The organism is Pseudoxanthomonas sp. JBR18 (genome assembly GCF_028198165.1).
GTDB lineage: Bacteria > Pseudomonadota > Gammaproteobacteria > Xanthomonadales > Xanthomonadaceae > Pseudoxanthomonas_A.
The window spans coordinates 325,216-340,593 of record NZ_CP116339.1 but is presented as its reverse complement, the minus strand read 5'-3'; the positions used below and the strand labels follow the sequence as shown (position 1 = coordinate 340,593).

At 68.1% G+C, this 15,378-nt stretch carries 17 protein-coding genes and 1 other RNA gene; 3 read left to right on the top strand and 15 right to left on the bottom strand.

Going from position 1 to position 15,378, the window contains the following annotated elements:
- Nucleotides 1–3: 3 nt before the first annotated feature.
- Nucleotides 4–459: a DUF192 domain-containing protein gene (locus PJ250_RS01775; protein ID WP_271648484.1), complete on the bottom strand. Its 456-nt coding sequence runs from the start codon at nucleotides 457–459 to the stop codon at nucleotides 4–6.
- A 95-nt stretch (nucleotides 460–554) separates the two neighbouring features.
- Complete coding sequence (locus PJ250_RS01770) at nucleotides 555–1,052, bottom strand: hypothetical protein (protein ID WP_271646847.1); 498 nt, start codon at nucleotides 1,050–1,052, stop codon at nucleotides 555–557.
- A gap of 126 nt (nucleotides 1,053–1,178) precedes the next feature.
- Here PJ250_RS01770 and PJ250_RS01765 point away from each other — a divergent pair, with 126 nt between their 5' ends.
- Complete coding sequence (locus PJ250_RS01765) at nucleotides 1,179–1,616, top strand: hypothetical protein (RefSeq protein WP_271646846.1); 438 nt, start codon at nucleotides 1,179–1,181, stop codon at nucleotides 1,614–1,616.
- A gap of 142 nt (nucleotides 1,617–1,758) precedes the next feature.
- Here PJ250_RS01765 and rpiA read toward each other — a convergent pair whose 3' ends face one another.
- The 7 genes from rpiA to PJ250_RS01730 form a co-directional block, all read right to left on the bottom strand.
- Nucleotides 1,759–2,406, bottom strand: coding sequence for a ribose-5-phosphate isomerase RpiA (rpiA, locus tag PJ250_RS01760; RefSeq protein ID WP_271646845.1), 648 nt, complete (start codon nucleotides 2,404–2,406; stop codon nucleotides 1,759–1,761).
- 48 nt (nucleotides 2,407–2,454) lie between these two features.
- Nucleotides 2,455–2,931: an EVE domain-containing protein gene (locus PJ250_RS01755; protein WP_271646844.1), complete on the bottom strand. Its 477-nt coding sequence runs from the start codon at nucleotides 2,929–2,931 to the stop codon at nucleotides 2,455–2,457.
- Nucleotides 2,928–3,515, bottom strand: a complete 588-nt coding sequence (locus PJ250_RS01750) for a 5-formyltetrahydrofolate cyclo-ligase (protein ID WP_271646843.1) — start codon at nucleotides 3,513–3,515, stop codon at nucleotides 2,928–2,930. The genes PJ250_RS01755 and PJ250_RS01750 overlap by 4 nt, the downstream gene beginning before the upstream one ends.
- Before the next feature lie 51 nt (nucleotides 3,516–3,566).
- Nucleotides 3,567–3,752: non-coding RNA, 6S RNA (ssrS, locus tag PJ250_RS01745), on the bottom strand.
- A 92-nt stretch (nucleotides 3,753–3,844) separates the two neighbouring features.
- Nucleotides 3,845–4,141, bottom strand: a complete 297-nt coding sequence (locus PJ250_RS01740; protein ID WP_271646842.1) for a cell division protein ZapA — start codon at nucleotides 4,139–4,141, stop codon at nucleotides 3,845–3,847.
- Entirely contained in the window at nucleotides 4,138–4,359 is a 222-nt protein-coding gene (locus PJ250_RS01735; protein WP_271646841.1) for a TIGR02449 family protein, read from the bottom strand. Before PJ250_RS01735 ends, PJ250_RS01740 begins: the two co-directional genes overlap by 4 nt.
- A gap of 69 nt (nucleotides 4,360–4,428) precedes the next feature.
- The gene (locus PJ250_RS01730; RefSeq protein ID WP_271646840.1) at nucleotides 4,429–6,678 is read right to left on the bottom strand and encodes a putative bifunctional diguanylate cyclase/phosphodiesterase; all 2,250 of its coding nucleotides are present in this window, start codon (nucleotides 6,676–6,678) and stop codon (nucleotides 4,429–4,431) included.
- 156 nt (nucleotides 6,679–6,834) lie between these two features.
- Between PJ250_RS01730 and PJ250_RS01725 the strand changes: the two genes are divergently transcribed.
- Nucleotides 6,835–7,374, top strand: coding sequence for a UPF0149 family protein (locus tag PJ250_RS01725; protein ID WP_271646839.1), 540 nt, complete (start codon nucleotides 6,835–6,837; stop codon nucleotides 7,372–7,374).
- Nucleotides 7,374–8,702: an aminopeptidase P N-terminal domain-containing protein gene (locus PJ250_RS01720; protein ID WP_271646838.1), complete on the top strand. Its 1,329-nt coding sequence runs from the start codon at nucleotides 7,374–7,376 to the stop codon at nucleotides 8,700–8,702. Before PJ250_RS01725 ends, PJ250_RS01720 begins: the two co-directional genes overlap by 1 nt.
- 191 nt (nucleotides 8,703–8,893) lie before the next feature.
- Here the strand turns inward: PJ250_RS01720 and pepQ are convergent, their stop codons facing one another.
- The 6 genes from pepQ to PJ250_RS01690 all read right to left on the bottom strand — a co-directional run bounded on the left by pepQ (nucleotide 8,894) and on the right by PJ250_RS01690 (nucleotide 15,375).
- Nucleotides 8,894–10,234 (bottom strand): Xaa-Pro dipeptidase, encoded by a 1,341-nt coding sequence (gene pepQ, locus PJ250_RS01715; RefSeq protein WP_271646837.1) that lies wholly within the window; start codon nucleotides 10,232–10,234, stop codon nucleotides 8,894–8,896.
- A 58-nt stretch (nucleotides 10,235–10,292) separates the two neighbouring features.
- Nucleotides 10,293–10,631 (bottom strand): PilZ domain-containing protein, encoded by a 339-nt coding sequence (locus PJ250_RS01710; RefSeq protein WP_271646836.1) that lies wholly within the window; start codon nucleotides 10,629–10,631, stop codon nucleotides 10,293–10,295.
- Nucleotides 10,628–12,976, bottom strand: a complete 2,349-nt coding sequence (locus PJ250_RS01705; RefSeq protein ID WP_271646835.1) for a DUF1631 domain-containing protein — start codon at nucleotides 12,974–12,976, stop codon at nucleotides 10,628–10,630. Before PJ250_RS01705 ends, PJ250_RS01710 begins: the two co-directional genes overlap by 4 nt.
- An 85-nt stretch (nucleotides 12,977–13,061) precedes the next feature.
- Entirely contained in the window at nucleotides 13,062–14,216 is a 1,155-nt protein-coding gene (hemW, locus tag PJ250_RS01700; RefSeq protein ID WP_271646834.1) for a radical SAM family heme chaperone HemW, read from the bottom strand.
- A gap of 170 nt (nucleotides 14,217–14,386) precedes the next feature.
- Nucleotides 14,387–14,986 carry an RdgB/HAM1 family non-canonical purine NTP pyrophosphatase gene (rdgB, locus tag PJ250_RS01695; protein ID WP_271646833.1) on the bottom strand — a complete coding sequence of 200 codons (600 nt, stop codon included), beginning with the start codon at nucleotides 14,984–14,986 and terminating at the stop codon, nucleotides 14,387–14,389.
- Complete coding sequence (locus tag PJ250_RS01690; protein ID WP_271646832.1) at nucleotides 14,986–15,375, bottom strand: VOC family protein; 390 nt, start codon at nucleotides 15,373–15,375, stop codon at nucleotides 14,986–14,988. The genes rdgB and PJ250_RS01690 overlap by 1 nt, the downstream gene beginning before the upstream one ends.
- Between the last annotated feature and the right edge of the window lie 3 nt (nucleotides 15,376–15,378).

Here is a 15,378-nt window from a genome sequence, read left to right as displayed (position 1 = left end):
CGGTCACTCGGGCTGGGCCTTGAGAGCCACGTCCGGATCGACCTTGAGCACCTCGCCGAGCTTGAGCCCGAGGCGATCGGCCTGGCCGGCATTGAGCTCCAGCACGTATAGCGCGGCGGCGTGGCTGGGGTAGGCCGGGCAGGCGTTGCCCGCCGAGCACGGGGGCACGTTGCGCTGCTGGCCGACCAGTTTGAGGGCATGGTCGAAGTACAGGATGTCCAGCGGGATGTGGGTGTTCTTCATCCAGTACGAGATCGGCTCCTCGTATTCGTGGATGAACAGCATCCCGTGGTCTTCGGCCATCTCGTCGCGAAACATCAGACCGCGCGCACGCTCGGCCTCGTCATCGGCGACCTCGATGCTGTAGCGGTGGCCCGCGATCTCCACCCAGCGTGTGGGCGCGCATCCGGCGACGCCGGAGAGCAGCAGGACCGAGAGGAGGCAGACGCGCGCGAGCATGGGACTTGGTCGATTGATCGTCAGCGCGAAACCATGGTGCAAGGCGCTGGACAGGTCAAGCGATGCGGTGGTGCCCGTGGTCATGGGGGCTGTGCTCAGCCGAGTTGATAGGCATGCTTGATACCGCTGTACTGACCCAGCGTGCGCCGCAACAAGCAAGACGTGGCTGCCTCCGTCGGACGCCGGGACGACTGGCTGATCAGTACCGAGGTCGCTGCCAGCAGGCCCAGAGGATCCTCGACGCTTCGGCTTGCCAACGCGGCTCGATCGTAATGTGGGAAACGTCGCTGGAGCAGTGTGGCGAGCAAGTCTGCCTGACCATCACCGATGATGCCGGCCTCCTGGGCCTGTTTCGACAACAGCCACAGCGGAGGAGGCGGCGTGCTTTTGCTGTGGCCCGCGTCTTCCTCATCGGCCCGACCGCCCTGGAGATGGTGCAAGGCGAATTGAGAAAGCCAGACGCGGAAGACAAACAGCTCAAGCAGGCAGGACTGCGGGTTGGCATGTCCTTCCAGCACCGCTGCGTAAGCCTGCCGGTAGTCGATCCATCGGTAGGAAGCTTCGATCGCAAGATGGAGTGGGTTGGCGTGCATGCGACGTCCTGTCGTTGATGAGGCTTGCGGCATTGCGGGACTTGCCTTCCTGTCTGCTTAAGCAGAAGCCACGCCCCGTCAAAGTAAACTTTACTTTATTTGAAAGTTAATTACGCAAGTTCGTCGATGGAGGCCCGCTACCGTCCACGGATGGACATCGCACGCAGACGCGAGGACTTCGCCAGCCGTTTCAACAAAGCACTGCAGGCGTCCGGCCGTTCCGAGCTCAGTGACGGAGAGTTGCTGAAGTTGTTTGGTCGCCATGGAATCGCGGTGACGACCCAGACCGTCTCCAACTGGCGTCATGGCAAGCACATGCCGCGGCTCGAGCAGATCGAGGGCCTGGCGGCCGCCTTGGGAATCGAGGCCGCCGAATTGGCGTTCGGCAAGCTGCGCGTGGGTGAGAGCCGCGCGGCGTGGCCAATGCAGAGCACCGAGGAGCGGGCCCTGGTCGAGGGGCTTGCCCTGCTGGATGACGAACAGAAGGCGCTGGTGCGCGACCTGGTGCGCGTGCTCGGGCAGCGGCGAGCTGGCCAGCGCAGCGGACGACGCAAGCGTCCCTGACGCGGCGCCGATGCGTGCTCATTGCCCGGTCGGTTGGGCCGTCGGGCAAGCCACGACGGACCTCATCGCCAGTCCACGGGGCAGCCTGAGTCGATGCCAGTGACGATGTGGTCCGCCGCAGCGGCGGCCAGGCCTGGCGTGCTCAGAGCACCTGCGGTGGTTGTCCGCCGACGATGACCACATCGGCCGGCCGGCGGGCGAACAGGCCCACGGCGACCACGCCGGGGATCTGATTCAGCGCGGTCTCCACCGCGACCGGATCGGTGATGGATAGGTTGTGCACGTCCAGCACCACGTTGCCGTTGTCGGTGACCACGCCATCGCGCCATACCGGCTGGCCGCCGGTCAGGGCCAGGATCTCGCGGGCCACCAGGCTGCGCGCCATGGGGATGACTTCCACCGGCAACGGGAACTTGCCCAGGACCGGTACCTGCTTGGAGGCGTCCACGATGCAGACGAACTGCTGGCTGGCCTGGGCGATGATCTTTTCGCGGGTCAACGCGGCGCCACCGCCCTTGATCAGGCACTTGCGCGGGTCGCACTCGTCGGCCCCGTCGACATACAACGAGAGCGTGCCGGTGTGGTTGAGATCCAGCACTTCGATGCCATGGGACTGCAGCCGCGCGGTGCTCTGCTCGGAGCTGGAGACCGCGCCCTTGATGCGTGTCGGGTCGCGGCCCAGGGCGTCGATGAAATAGGCGACGGTCGAGCCGGTGCCGACGCCGACGATCATGCCCTCCTCGACGTATTCGATGGCTTTTTCGGCGGCCAGGCGCTTGGCTTCGGACATGGTCAGGCGATCACGAAAAGGGGAAGTGGATGGAGTGGGCGCGCCTGATCAGGCGGCTTCGAGCGAGAGCAGCAGCTTCCACTGCGCGGCGGTGACCGGCAGCACCGACAGGCGCGTGCCCTTGCGGATCAGGGCGAAGTCCTCGCCCAGCGCCTCGGCATGCTGGCGGATGGTGTCCAGCGCGATGCCGTGGGCCAGCTTGCGCTCGAACGCCACGTCCACCAGGAACCAGCGCGGCTGCTCGACCGTGGCCTTCTCGTCGAAGTACTTGGATTTCTTCTGGAACTGGGTGGGATCGGGATAGGCGGTGCTGGCCACGCGCGCAATGCCGTAGATGCCTGGCACCTCGGTGTTGGAGTGATAGAACAGCACCCCGTCGCCCACGCGCATGCCATCCTTCATGAAATTGCGCGCCTGGTAATTGCGCACACCGGTCCACGGCTCGGTGCCCACGCGCTGCAGGTCGTCGATGGAGAAGTCCTCGGGTTCGGACTTCATCAACCAGTAGCGGGTTCGGGTGCTCATCGGCTTCCAGGGGTCAGGGTGTGGGCTTCGGTGCAGATCGCGTCCGGCACGACATCCCAGTCCCGGGCCACCAGGGCCTCGCAGCGCTGGGCCTGGAATGCAGCGCCGACCAGCCAGGGGGGCGCAGCGCTCATGCGCCGGAACGCGAAGCTGCGATCGTACCAGCCGCCTCCCATGCCCAGCCGCTGGCCGGCGTCATCGAAGCCGACCAGCGGCATCACCACCATCGCCATCTCGGTCGGTTCGAGCGCCGAACTCGGCGACACGTCCGGTTCGGGAATGCCGAAGCGGTTGGTCACCAGCGGGTCGCCCGCGCGCCAGGGAGCAAAACGCAGTTCCTCGCCATGCAGCACCGGCAGGCAGTAGACCAGGCCGGGTGGCAGGCGCAGTTGGAAGACGTGCAGGCCGATTTCGCCGTCGGTGGCCCAGTAGCCGGCCACATAGCCGCGCGTGGGCAAAAAGGGCAGGGCCAGCAGACGCGTGGCGAGTGCTTCGGCACCGGCGATGCGTTGGGCGGCCGGCAGTGCGCGGCGGCGTTGACGCAGTTCACGGCGCAGTTCGGGCAGGGCGTCGCTATCGCTCATGAAAAAAGAATGCCGCGTCCTGGTGGGGCGCGGCATTCTAGAAGATTGAAGACATCCTCCGCCAATGGCGATGCGGCGAAACGACCTTGAACCCGGGGTTCAAGTGGGCCGGCTTTGGGGCCATCGGGCTTCCCGCTACGAAGGCGGACTTGCGCTCCCGGCTTCCGTTTCCGTCCCGGTGTCGTTTTTAAGGGACAAGGCGAATGTTTTGCACGCTGTCGGACACAGCAGAGGATGCGCGATCAGTATAGCCACGCGCGGCGCTTTGCCTAGTCCGTTTGTCGGCGCGGTTCAGGGCGCAGTGTTCAACACGAGGATCGTGTCAAGGTTCAACGCGGCTCGAGCCAGCCATCCAGGCGACGATGCAGGTCGCCCAGCGTGCGGGTGAACTCGCTTTCGCGCGCGGCCTGCTGGTCGCGCAGTTGCTGAAGCTCGTGCGCCAGGTTGAGCGCGGCCAGGACCGCCACACGGTCGGCAGCGGCCATCTTGTGCGCGCCGCGGACCTCGCGCATGCGGGTGTCCAGCAACTTGGCGGCGGCCATCAGGCTGCCGCGTTCGCCAGGCTCCACGCCGATGGTGTATTCGCGGTCCAGGATGTGGACATTGACGACTTCGCTGCTGCTCACGTGTGCTGCTCCAGCGAGCGCAGGCGGGTGATCATGGCTTCGACCCGCGAGCGCGCCAGCTCGTTCTTGGCCAGCAGCTGCGCCCGCTCGCTGGACAGCTGCTCCTGCTGCACGCGCAGGCTGCGGTTCTCGTCGGACAGGCGCTGGCAGCGATCGGCCAGCTCCTGCAGGCGTGCAGCCAGAGCGCGTAGCTGTTCGATCGAGTCGGGCTGGTCCATGTCGATCACGATAGGCACGCCCGTGGCGGACGGTCAAGCAGCCGATGTCGCGGCATCGGGCAACGCGGATCAGGCGCTGGCCAGGATGTTGCCGGCGCCATCGTGCATGCGGATGAACGCCAGGCAGTCGGCCGGTTCCAGCGCGCGCGAGACATGGTGTCCCTGGATCTCGTCGCAGCCACGCAACTGCAGGAAGGCCAACTGCGCGGCGGTCTCCACGCCTTCGGCGACCACGTGCAGGGACAACGACTGGGCCATGGCGATGATCGCGCTGGTGATGGCCTCGTCCTCGATGTCGTGGTTGATGTCGCGCACGAATTCCTGGTCGATCTTCAGCGTGTTCAGCGGCAGGCGTTTGAGGTAGGCCAGCGAGGAATAGCCGGTGCCGAAATCGTCGATCGCGATCGACACGCCCAGGGCGCGGCAGGCCTGCAGGACGCGGCTGTTCTGTTCGGGACTGGCCATCAGTACGCTCTCGGTCAGTTCCAGTTCCAGGCGCGAGGCGTTGACCCCGGTCTCGGCCAGCACGCGGGCGACCACGTCGGCCAGGTCGCCGCGCTGCAGCTGCAAGGACGACACGTTGACTGCCACGCTGAGGTGGTCCATGCCCGCGTCATGCCAGCTGCGCAGGGTCTGGCAGGCCTGGCGCAGGGTCCAAATGCCGATGTCGACAATCAGTCCGCTTTCCTCGGCGAGCGGAATGAACTGGGCCGGGGAGATCTCGCCCAGCTCGCGGCTCTCCCAGCGCAGCAGGGCTTCGGTCCCGGTGATCTGCTGGCGATGCAGCGACAGCCGGGGCTGGTAGACCACGCGCAGCTCGTCGCGCTCCAGCGCACGCCGCAGCGCGCTGGTGAGGATCGCCCGGTGCCGGGTCTTCTCGTCCATCTCCTCCGAGTACACCGCCCAGGTGTGGCGGCCGGCGGACTTGGCCTGGTACATGGCCGTGTCGGCGTGCTTGAGCAGTTCGGTCGGGACCTGGGCGTGTTCGGGGTAGAGACTGATGCCGATCGAGGGCGAGACCGCGATTTCAAGCCGGTCGCCGAAGGACAAGGGTTGGGTGAAGGCCTGGATCACCCGTTCGGCCACGCGCTCTGCGTCGGCCGGCGCGGTGATGCCTTCCAGGACCACGGTGAACTCGTCGCCGGCCAGGCGCGCGACGGTGTGCTGGTGCCCGACGGTCTGCTGCACCCGCGCGGCGGCCGCACGCAGGATGCGGTCGCCCGTGGCGTGGCCCAGCGAATCGTTGATGTCCTTGAACCGGTCCAGGTCGATGAACAGCACCGCGACCCGGGTGCGTTCACGGCGGGCGCGCACCACCGCGCGCGACAGGCGCTCGGACAGCAGCGAGCGGTTCGGCAGGCTGGTCAGGGTGTCGTAGTTGGCCAGGTAGCGCAGTTCCTGTTCGGCGCGCTTCTGCTCGGTGATGTCGTTGAGGACCAGGACCACCATCAGGCGCTGACCGCTGGCGTCGGGCACCACGTTGGTCTCGATCCGGCACAGGATTTCCTCGCCGTCCTTGCGCACCTTCCAGGCCTCGCCGGACCAGCGGCCTTCGCGCTGGAGCTGGGTGCTCATGCGCGCGGTGCTGTCGCTGGTGTTCTGACGGCTGTCGAGCAGGCTGAGGGGCTGGCCGGCCACTTCGGCCCCGTCGTAGCCGGTCATGCGGCTGAAGGACGGGTTGACCGTGATGAAGCGGTATTCGGCATCCAGGACCGCGACCGCTTCGCTCATGCTGCGCATGACCTCGCTGGCCACGCGATGCTCGTATTCGGCGTTGCGGCTGGCGGTGATGTCACGTGCGGTGCCGGCCAGGCGCAGGGCGCGTCCCTGTGCATCGTGTTCGACCACCCGGCCGCGCGCGCGCACCCAGGTCCACTGGCCGTCGCCGCGCATGTCCATCCGGTGCTCGGACATGAACAGCGGCGCTTCGCCGCGTAGGTGGCTGCGCAGGCGCTGGGTCACCAGCGGCAGGTCATGCGGATGGATCTGGGGGATGTCGCCGACCCGGGTGAGCATGGTGATGGCGTGGCTGGATGGCGAGTGCTCGTCCGCCCGCAGGCGGTGCAGGCGGCGACCGATCAGGTCGTAGTCCCAGAACACCTCGCCGGAGGCCCACAACGCCAGTTTGAGATGGTCGTCTCCGGATGGCACGACAGGCGGTTGCGGCAGCCGCCGCTGCAGGGCGGGTAGCCACAATCGGCGCGTACCGGCCAGGACCACCAGGATCAGCGCCAGAGCGGCCACTCCCATCCAGGCAAGGCGCGCCGCATCGGGAGCCGGTGTCGCGGCCATCAGCAAGGGGAAGGGCAATGATGGCATCAGCTCGAAACGGCTCCGTGACATCCGCCAGCGCAAAGGATGCGATCGAGTGTAGGCGTGCGATGCGTCACGCAACAAGCGGATTTCGGCCTTTGCGACTACACTTTTAGGCATGCAACCGTCTGATTCCTTTGATCGCCGGCAGGGCATCGCCCGATGAGCCTGCCGACTCTCGAGGACGTCGACCAGGCCGCGCGCGGCCTGGGCCTTGGCGCCTCCCCCTTTGAACTCCACGGCGGCCTGTGCGGCTGGCTGTCCGGCGGCGGCGACAATGCCGTGGACTGGCCGGCGCGCGTCCTGGCCGATCCGGCCCTGCCTGCACCGGCGGCGGACAGCGCGCTGGATGAATTGCGCACCTCCACCGTCGCCCAGTTGGAGGACCGCGCCTTCGGCTTCGAACTGCTGTTGCCCGATGCCAGCGCCGGCCTGGAAGAACGCGCCCAGGCGCTGTTCGACTGGTGCCGTGCCTTCCTGGGCGGTTTTGGCCTGGCGGCGGCCAGCGATGCCTCACTGTCCGATGACGGGGCCGAGGCCCTGGCGGATCTGGGCAAGCTGGCCCAGGCCAGCCCGGAGCTGGGCGAAAGCGAGGAAGACGAAGACGCCCTGGCCGAGATCGAGGAATTCGTGCGCGTGGCCGTCCTGCTGCTGCACGGCGACTGCGTGTTGGCGCCGCGCCACCGCCAGCGTTTGAATTGATGAAGGCCGCCACCGGGATCAGCGCCGCCGAATTCGCGCGCAGGCGCAAGCAGCTCATGCGCATGGTCGGCGAGGACGCCATCGTGGTGCTGCCCGCCGCGCCCGAGCGGGTACGCAGCAACGACAGCTACTATCCGTATCGGCAGGATTCGGACTTCTGGTATCTGAGCGGATTCCCCGAGCCGGACGCGGTGCTGGTCCTGATTCCCGGCCGGCGCCATGGCGAGGTGATCCTGTTCAACCGCGACCGCGACCCGGCGCGTGAGATCTACGACGGCCAGCGCATCGGTCAGCAGGGCGCGGTCGACGATTTCGGCATGGACGACGCCTATCCCATCGAGGACATGGACGAGATCCTGCCGGGGATGCTGGAAGGCCGCTCGCGGGTGTACTACCACTTTGGCCGCCACACCGAGTTCGACCTCAAGCTGATCGGCTGGGTCAACCAGGTTCGCGCCCAGGTCCGTCGCGGCGCGCAGCCACCGCACGAGTTCCTGGAGCTGGGCCACCTGCTGCACGAGCAACGCCTGTTCAAGTCCAAGGAAGAACTGCGCCTGATGCAGCGCGCGGCCGACATCAGCGTGGCCGCGCATCTGGCGGCCATGCGCGGCGCCCATGCCGGGGTGCACGAATACCAGCTGCAGGCGGTGCTGGAATGCGTGTTCCGCGCCAGTGACGCGTGGCCGGCCTACGGCAGCATCGTCGGCGCCGGCGCCAATGCGGTGACGCTGCATTACGTGGCCAACAGTGCGCAGGCCAAGGCCGGCGACCTGGTACTGATCGACGCTGGCGCCGAATACCGTAACTACGCGGCCGACATCACCCGGACCTTCCCGGTCGATGGCCGTTTCACCACGCCACAGCGCCAGCTGCACGACCTGGTCGGCGCCGCCCAGGCGGCGGCGCTGGAGCAGGCGCGCCCCGGTGTGCCCTACGAGGCCGGGCACGATGCGGCGGTGGAAACGCTGACCGAAGGCCTGCTGCAGCTCGGCCTGCTCAAGGGGACGTTGGAAAAACGGATTGCCGATGGTAGCTACAAGCGCTTCTACCGCCACAAGACCGGCCACTGGCTGGGCCTGGACGTGCACGACGTGGGCGACTATCGCCTGGCCGGCGACTCACGCCTGCTGGAGCCGGGGATGGTCTTCACCATCGAGCCGGGCCTGTACATTTCGGCCGACGACACCAGCGTCGATTCCAAATGGCGCGGCATCGGCATCCGCACCGAGGACAACGTGGTGATCACCGCAGACGGCCATACGATGCTGACCGCCGAGTTGGCGCGCAGCGCCGAGGAGATCGAGGCGGTGATGGCCAGCGGCGGCTGATGTTGCTTGGCGGGAGCCGCCATGGCGGCAATGAGGCTGTTCCGGTAAAGCCCCTCGCCGCCATGGCGGCTCCCGCCCACGCCAACACCTTCTGGAGGAAAGCCCCCTGAGTCAGGGGGCGGCCGCGAAGCGGCGGGGGTGTGGAAGCTGATGAGACGGGGCCCGAGGTCTGCGAAGCCGACCTTGGGGCATCAGCGCGAATGCGATGACGCGTCCGCGAACGCCGGGCGTGTGAGGTTGTCCGCGCCGGTCTCGGTGCATAGCACTTCATCCTCGATGCGGATGCCGCCGAAGGGCTTGAAGTGGGCCACGCGGTCCCAGTCAATCGCCGCGCCATGGCCGGCGGCCTTGGCGTCTTCGAGCAGCATGTCGATGAAGTACAGCCCCGGTTCGATGGTCACCACCATGCCCGGTGCCAGCACGCGGGTCATGCGCAGGTAGGGGTGACCCTCGGGACGTTCGATGCGACCGCCGCGGTCGGAGGCGGCGAAGCCGGCCACGTCGTGCACCTGCAGGCCGATCGAATGGCCCAGGCCATGCGGGAAGAACGCTGCCGACACGCCACTGGCCACCGCAGCCTCCGGCGAAACGGTGATGACCCCGAAGTCCTTGAGGATGCCCATCAGGCGCAGGTGCGCATCGACGTGCAACTGTTTGTAGTCCACGCCCGGGCCCACGGCCTGGCCCATCTGGATCTGCGCGGCGTCGACGGCGTCGATCATCGCCTGGAATTCGCTGCCGGCGTCGGCCGCATAGGTGCGCGTGATGTCGCTGGCGTAGCCGGCCGCGCTGGCGCCGGCATCGATCAGGAAGCTGCGCGACTGCGCCGGCGCCTGCCGGCCCAGCTCGGTGTAGTGCAGGACGGCGGCGTGCTCGTTGAGGCCGATGATGTTGCCGTAAGGCAGCTCGGCCGCGTCCTGGCCGACGGCCGTGCAATAGGCCATGTGGATGTCGAACTCGCTGGCGCCGTTGCGGAAAGCGGCCTCGGCGGCACGATGCCCGCGCACGGCCATGACCTGGGCCTGGCGCATCAGGGCGATTTCGTAGGGGGTCTTGAAGGCGCGGTGATAGGCCAGGTAGTCGACCACGTCCTGCGGATTGTTGGGGGCGTACTCGCCCAGGGTGCTGTGCGCCTCGCCCAGGATCGCGCAGCGCGCGGCCGGCTTGGGCAGCAGGGCGACGGCTTCATCGGGGGTGCGGATCACTTGGATGTCGAAGTGTTCCACCCACCAGCCGCTGGGCGCGTCGGGGATGACATGCCAGTAGTCGCGCGGCTGCAGAAAGATCAGGGTCGGGCGGCGGCCTGGCGTGTACACCACCCAGCTGTCCGGCACGCGCGTGAGCGGCAGCCAGGCCTTGAACTGCGGATTGACATAGAACGGGTAGCCCAGGTCATCGGCGTGCTGATAGTGCAGACGGCCGCTGGGGATGACCAGGTGGTCCAGGCCGCCGCGCGCCAGCGCTTCATCCGCGCGCGCCTTCAGCGTGGCCAGGTGGTCGGCGTAGAGCGGAGCGGGATCGGGCAGCATCATGGCGAAGGCTCGTGTTGCGAAAGAGCCCCCCATTTTGCCGGATCGGCTGCAATGCCGCCTAACCGCCCACCCAGTCGCGCAGCGCCTCCAGGTGCGCGGGGGAGACGGTGAGGAAGCGCAGGCCGGCCAGTGCGTGGCCCGGCGTGTTGGCCGCGCCGGTCCACAGCAGGTGCGCGCCGACCTCGATACTGGTCTCGCGCGTGGTCGCGCTGGCCGGCAGGGTGAACTGGAGCTGATACAGCGCGTCTTCCCGCACCGGCGTGTTGGCGACCAGCAGCATGCCGGCCTCGGAGACGTTGCCGACCCGGCCGATGATGCGCCCGGTCATGGTGTCGCTGACGGCGATGGCGCCATGCGGATTGCGGCGTGGCGCGCGGCGGGCTTCGGTGATGCTCATGCGTCGGCTCCGGCCAGCTCGCGCAGCTTGCCGACCGTGGCCTGCCACGCACGGTCGATCAGGCGCGCGCGCTCTTCGCTCAGCACGCGGGCCTGGCCGCGGGCCATCAGGCGCGCCACGCCGTCCAGGGTGTGGTCGCCGACCTTCTGCCCACGCTGATTGACGAACAGGGCATGGCCGCTATTGGGGTTGTACCAGGACAGGCGCAGCCGACGGACGTCGCCCTGCTGGTTATGGACGAACTCGAACCAGGTGCCATACGGCAGCTTGCGCAGGATGTCGTAACTGGCGTCTTCGTTGGCGCTGCGCGGGGCCAGCGCGGGTTTGGCCGGCGATTCCTGCGCGGCGATGCGCGCGCGCGTCTGCACGCGCGCGGCCAGGTCGGTGCCGCCGTGTGGCGCGGCGTCCTCGCCCGAAAGGCGCTGGGCGATGACCGCGGCCTCGTCGCCGTGATAGCCCACCTGCACCAACGCCTTCTCGATCCTGGGGGCCAGGGCGGGATCGGGCGTCGGCGCCTCGCCGGTGACCGCCCGTGCGATCTCCCCGGTCATGGCGGCCACCTCGGCCCACTCGCTGGAATCCTCGCCGTTGCGCAGGCGGGTCAGGGTCAGCACGTCGGCCCAGGCCTGGGTGAGCAGCGCCTGCACGAAGGGGATGGGCAGGCGTCCATCCAGGGCCGTTTCGATCGTCTGCGCGGCGCCGCGCTTGGCCATGTCCAGGCGGTCACGGCCACGGGCGGCTTCCACGTGGCGGCGTTCGGCGATCTCGGCCTTGCGCGCGGCGACCTGAAAGTGATCCTGGACTTCGCGGTGGGCCTGCTCGAAGACCGCCTCGTCGCCCTTGTACTCGGAGAGCACCTTGGTGACCGCGGCCTTGAGCTTCTGCATCAGGACCGGATCGACGTCCTCCTCGCCCATCCAGTTGGCGCCCGACTCGGCCACGGCGTTGAGCAGTTCGCGCGCAGGATGCTGCGGTCGCAGGAAGAACTCGCGGTCGCTCAGCGCGGCCTGGACCACCGGGACCTGCAGTTCGCCCAGCAGGTCCGAGGCAGGCCCCTTGCGCACCTCGCGCCCGATCTCGTGGTAGAGCAGGTCCAGCAGCTCGAAGGTGTCCTCGTCCTGGCGCGCGAGCTGCGCGTCCGGGCCGTGGGCGCGACGCAGGCCGGCCAGGGTGCGCTCGCGAATCTCGCCCAGCGAGGTCGGCGCCTGTGGCACCTGGCCCTGGGCCACCTGCAGCTGCAGGGTTTGCAGGGTGCTCAGCAGCTGCGTGGTCGGGAGCGGGCTGGCCGCCGTGCCGGCACCCGCACTTGCGGCAGCGGCCGGCAAGGGCTTGGGCGCTGCGCCCTGCGGCGCGGTGGTCGACGTGGACCTGGCCGAGGCAAGCCAGGCCGGCATGCCGGCGTCCGCGGCGATCTTCGGATTGGCGCTTGCGCGTGCATGTCCGGCCGAAAGCAGGCGCTGCAACGCGGCAAACGTGGACGCGCCGTCCGGCGGGCGTTTTGCCGCTGGCGGACGGGTCCAACTGGGAGCAGTGGCGGGTGGAGCGGGCGGCTTGACCGGGGGCTTGGCCGGCGGCGGGGCCGGGACGTCGGGGGCCTGGGTCTTGCGGGTCAACGGGACGCGGCCGGACGGGGTCCGCGCACGTTGCGGCGCGAAGACCAGGCCCGGCAGCACGCCCTGCTGGCCGAGCAGCTCGCTCAGTTCGTCCACCAACGCACCGTAGCTGGCCATCCCGTGCTGCTCGAACAGGCGATAGAACTGCAGCTGGCTGGGCAGGTCCACGTCCAGCGCGATCACCGCCGTGCGCAGGGCCCGGCACAGCGACTGGGGCGAAAGCGGCTGCTGGGTTTCCTCCAGCGCGGGGCTGCCGGCCAGCACGCCAAAGCGCTGGGACAGCAGCGTCAGGGCTTCGTGGTGGCGATGCTCGTGGCGACGCGCGACTTCCTGCAGGACGATGTCCTGGTCGATGTCGTCATTGGCCACCAGGGTCAGCATCGAGGGAATGTCTTCCGGCGCCTGTTCCGGCACGGCCCGCGGGGTGCGGATCTGGGCCAGCTCGCACTCCAGCGCCGCGGACATGCGCGGCAGCAACTGGGCGCGATGCTTGCGCAACTGCTGCAGGTTGGCCAACTGGGTGGCCTGCAGCTCGTTGCTGCGCGCGCGCTCGGCCTGGGTAAACAACTCCTGCTCCAGCGCATCGGCGGTGGCCTCCAGGCGCGAGGCCAGGTGCGGCTGCAGGTGGGCCAGCAGGACCTCCAGGATGTGGCGCACGCGCGGCGGAAGGGCCGACGCGGCCAGCGTGTCGGCACTCAACATCTCGGGTGAAGCAGCCCCTGGAGCAGCCATCGGGTTCCATTGAGAACAAGCGCTGTGCCCGGGGGTTTTAACACACCTGTCAACATGCGCTGTCGCATGCGGCGTAGTGGGGCTTTCACTCGTCCAGGAACAATGACATCACGTCATTGGCGAAGCGTTGGCCCAGCTCGGTGGGCCGCAGGCGGTCACCTTCGCGCACCAGCCAGCCCTGCGACTGGGCCTGTGCCAGCGGCGCGGCGATGCGGCCGGCCTCCAGTCCGGTGCGCACCTGGAAGTCGCGCAGGGCGAAGCCTTCCTTCAGCCGCAGCACGTTGAGCATGTATTCGAACGGCCGCCGTTCCGGGGCGACGAGGTCATCGCCACCGATGCCGGCCGGTGTGCCGGCCTGGGCCAGGTAGGCGGTGGGGTGCTTGGGCTTCCAGCGGCGCAGGATGGACTGCCCCGCACCGGAACTGATCTTGCCGTGCGCACCGGCGCCGATGCCCAGGTAGTCGCCATAGCGCCAGTAGTTGAGGTTGTGCGCGCACTGCCGGTCCGGACGGGCATAGGCGCTGATCTCGTATTGGGCATAGCCGGCTGCGGCCAGCGCGGTCTGGCAGGCCTCCTGCATGTCCCAGGCGGCGTCTTCTTCCGGAATGCCCTGTGGCGGCCGGGCGTAGAAGACCGTGTTGGGTTCCAGGGTCAGCTGGTAGTGCGAGACGTGCGCCGGGTTCAGCGCGAAGGCGCGCTCCAGGTCAGCCAGCGCCATCTCCAGCGACTGGCCGGGCAAGGCGTACATCAGGTCCAGGTTGAGGTTGTCGAAGCCAGCGTCCTGGGCCAGCTTCACCGCCGCGTCGGCCTGGGTGCTGTCGTGGATGCGGCCCAGGCGCTTGAGGCAGCCGTCGTCGAAACTCTGGATGCCGAAGCTCAGCCGGTTCACGCCCGCGGCACGGTAGGCATCGAAGCGGCCATGTTCGGCGGTGCCCGGGTTGGTCTCCAGGGTCACCTCGCACTCGGGCGCGAAGCGCAGCCGCGCGCTGGCGGCCTGCAGGAAGCGGTCGATCTGTTCGGCCGGGAACAGGCTGGGCGTGCCACCACCGAAGAACACGCTGTGGATCGTACGGCCCCATACCAGCGGCAGGTCCTGGTCCAGGTCGCGGATCAGCGCATCGACATAGCCGCCGAACGGCAGCGCGCCCTTGCCTTCGTGCGAGTTGAAATCGCAGTACGGGCACTTGCGCACGCACCAGGGCAGGTGGACGTACAGCGACAGGGGCGGTGGGATCAGCATGAAAGAAATTCGAGGAACGCTCGCAGGTGCATGGTGTAGCGCCGAGCTTGCTCGGCGGCGCGTTGTTGCAAGGTTGGCGAGTAGCACCGAGCTTGCGTGGCAGGGCTTTGCCGGGAACGCCCCGACGAGCAAGCTCGGCGCTACGGAAAGCCGATCGCGCGCGTGGCCCTCTACTGCATGAGGGACAGCAACTGCTGGTTCAACGCCGCAAGCGCACGGGCGCGATGGCTGAGCCGGTTCTTCAGTGCAGTCTCCATCTCCGCCGCGGTCAGCCCGTGGTTCGGGTCCAGGAACAGCGGGTTGTAGCCGAAGCCGCCGTTGCCGCGCAGCTCACGGATGATGCGGCCTTCCCACGCGCCTTCGGCGATCAGTGGCTGCGGGTCTTCCGGGTGTCGCAGCAGCACGATCACCGCATAGAAGCGCGCCCGACGCTGGTCGTCCGGAATCTCGCGCATCGCTTCGAGCAGCTTGGCGTTGTTGGCCGCATCGCTGGTCGGCTGGCCGGCATAGCGTGCGCTGTACAGGCCAGGCGCGCCGCCGAGGGCATCGACGATCAGGCCCGAATCATCGGCCAGCGCGGGCAGGCCGGTGACGGCGCTGGCGTGGCGCGCCTTGATCAGCGCGTTCTCGACGAAGGTCAGGCCGGTTTCCGGGACGTCTTGGACGCCCAGTTCCTTCTGCGGGACGATGTCGTAGGGCAGATGCGCCAGCATGGCCTTGAATTCGGCCAGCTTACCGGCGTTGCCGCTGGCCAGGACGAGACGGTTCATCACTTGGGCTCCAGCAAATCCCATTGGTTGCCATAGGCGTCGCGGAAGACGGCGACGGTCGCGTAAGGCTCATGCCGCGGCGCTTCGAGGAACTGCACGCCGCGCGCGGTCATCGCCGCATGATCGCGGGCGAAGTCGTCGGTGTGCAGGAAAAAGCCCACGCGCCCGCCGGTCTGGTCGCCGATGCGCGCGCGTTGTTCGTCGTTGCTCGCGCGGGCCAGCAGCAGTGCGGTGGCATCGTCGGCGTGCGGGGCCACGCGCACCCAGCGCTTGCCGCCGCCCAAGGGCGTGTCTTCCAGCAGGACGAATCCGAGATCGCCGGTGTAGTGGGCGATGGCGCGGTCGTAGTCGTCGACCACCACCGTGACCAAGGCCAGCGTGCGCTTCATCGG